Source organism: Pauljensenia hongkongensis (genome assembly GCF_001746855.1).
GTDB lineage: Bacteria > Actinomycetota > Actinomycetes > Actinomycetales > Actinomycetaceae > Pauljensenia > Pauljensenia hongkongensis.
The window spans coordinates 273,435-276,000 of sequence record NZ_CP017298.1; the positions used below are offsets into that span (position 1 = coordinate 273,435).

1 protein-coding gene is annotated in these 2,566 nt (G+C 77.7%); it reads right to left on the reverse strand.

Features of this window, described 5'->3' with window-relative positions:
• Positions 1–2,566, reverse strand: a 2,566-nt coding sequence (locus tag BH719_RS01215; RefSeq protein ID WP_009400047.1) for a bifunctional [glutamine synthetase] adenylyltransferase/[glutamine synthetase]-adenylyl-L-tyrosine phosphorylase, incomplete at both ends; no start/stop codon positions are given.

Sequence of the window (2,566 nt, forward strand, 5' to 3'; positions counted from 1 at the left end):
CGCGCGTGCCCGTGACGCGGAGGGCGGCGCAGCCGCGCGCGTGGCGCAGTTGGAGGAGCTGGATGGTCCACTCCACATCGGCGAGGCCGCCCGGCCCCAGTTTGACGTGGAGGGCGGGGTCCGCGCCCCTGGGGAGGCGCTCGGCCTCCATGCGGGCCTTGAGGAGGCGGATCTCGCGCAGCGCCGCCCCGTCGGGCGCGGGGCCGTAGCGCACCGGGTCGATGACATCCAGGTAGGCGTCGGCCAGGGGGCCGGAGCCGATCGGCCTGGCGCGCAGCAGCGCCTGGCGCTCCCACGGGGACGCCCACGAGCGGAAGTAGTCCGCGTAGGCGCCCAGGGACCGGCTCATCGGGCCGTTCCTGCCCTCGGGGCGCAGGCCCAGGTCCACGGAGACCCCCATCTGGGGGCCCGGCGCCCCCAGCAGTTCCCGCACGCGCCCCACGACGGCCAGGGCCGAGGCCGCGGCCTCCTCCTCGCCGGCCCCGGGGGCAGCCCGGTGGACGGCGACGACGTCCGCGTCGGAGGCGAAGGAGGACTCCCGCCCCCCGTAGCGGCCCATGGCGACCAGGAGCACGTGGGCGCGGGCCCTCCCCCACCGTTCCTCCTCGTCCCTCTCGGCGATGCGCAGGGCGCCCAGCAGCGCGGCGTCCGTGGCGTCCGACACGGCGCTGGACGCGGGGTCCACGCCCCGCACCAGCTGGGCGGCCGCGGCGCGCGTGAGCTCGCGGGAGCGCACGGCCCGCACCCTGTCGGCCGCCTCCTCGGCGCCCGGGTGCCGTTCCACCAGGGCCAGGGCCTCCTTGACGAGGGCGCTGCGGGGACGGGCCTCCAGTTCCGCGTCGTCGTCCAGCCAGGCCACCGCCTCGGGCCGGGTGGACAGCGCCTCGGCGATCCACCGGGAGTTGGGCAGCATCGACATGAGGCGCGAGGCCGCGGCCCCGGAGTCGCGCAGCAGCGCCAGGTACCAGTGGGAGTCCCCGATCTGCTCCGACAGGGCCCGGAAGTTCAGCAGCCCCATGTCCGGATCCGCGCCGTCGGCCAGCCACGAGATGAGCACGGGCAGCAGGTGCCGCTGGATCGTGGCGCGCCTGCTGGTCCCCTTCGTGAGCGCCCCGATGTGGGACAGGGCCGCCGCCGGCGCCGCGTAGCCAATGGCGGCGAGGCGGTCGCGGGCGCCCTCGTCCCCCAGGACCGCGTCCCGGGCGCTCAGCCCCGCGGTGGCCGCCACGATCGGGCGGTAGAACACGTCCTCGTGGAGGGCGCGCACGCGCGAGCGCACGCGGGCGATCTCCTCGCGGATCCCCTGGGCGCCGGGCCACCGGCCGGGGTCGAGGGCGCGGCCGAGCGCCCGCAGTTCCGCCTCGCGCGCGGGGACCAGGTGCGTGCGGCGCATCCTGGGCAGCTGGGCGCGGTGCTCGACGGCGCGCAGGAAGGCGTAGCAGTCGCACAGCTCGGCGGCGTCCGCGCGCCCGATGTACCCTCCCCGCGCGAGCGCGCCGATGGCCTCGGTGGTGCCCCGCACCCGCAGGGCCCCGTCGGTGCGCCCGTGGACCAGTTGGAGCAGCTGCACGGTGAACTCCACGTCGCGCAGGCCCCCGCGCCCGAGTTTGATCTCCTGGGCGGCCCTGGCCGCTCCGACGGACTCCTCCACGCGGGCGCGCATCCGGCGAGCGGCGTCGACGAAGCCCTCGCGCGTGGCCGCCGACCACACGAAGGGGGCGGCCGCCTCCTCGAAACGGCGCCCCAGGTCCGCGTCCCCGGCCGCCGCCCGCGCCTTGAGGAGCGCCTGGAACTCCCAGGTCTGCGCCCATTTGCGCCAGTACGCCACGTAGGAGCCGATGGTGCGCACCAGCGCCCCGTCGCGTCCCTCGGGCCGCAGGTTCGCGTCGACCGTCCACAGGGGGGCCTCGGCGCCGGGGCCCGAGCAGGCCGCAGCCGCCAGGGACGCGAGCCTGGCCGCACGGGAGGCGGCCTCCTGCTCCGTCAAGCCGTCGGCGGCCTCCGTGGCGTAGACGACGTCCACGTCGGAGATGTAGTTGAGCTCCTGGGCGCCGGTCTTGCCCATCGCGATGACGGCGAGGGGCACGTCGGCGCCCGGGTCCGCGTCCCGCCTGGCCAGGGCGAGCGCCGCCTCCAACGAGGCGTCCGCCAGTTCGGCCAGCCTGCGCCCCACACCGGGCACGGCGGCGGGGGCGTCCGCGCTGGTCAGGTCGTCGGCCGCGATGCCCAGCTGCACGCGCCTGTACGCCCTGCGCAGGTCGTCGGCGCCCGCGCCCCCGGAAGCGACGAGGCGCCCCGCGACCGGGCCCACCGGGCGCGCCCCGACGGCGCCGAGCACTTCTGCGCGCGCGTCGCCCACAGGCTCCCACAAAGCGCCCAGGGCGCCGGGCCGGGCGACCAGGTACTCCCCCAGCCACGCCGAGGCGCCCAGCACCGCGCACAGGCGCTCCAGGCGCTCGCCCGGCCCGTCGGCCGCCTCGGCGACGGCGGCGGGGGCCGCCTCGAAGAGGCGCGTGGCCAGCAGCAGCATCTGGTCGGGGTCCGCGCACCGCCGCGCGCACCGGGC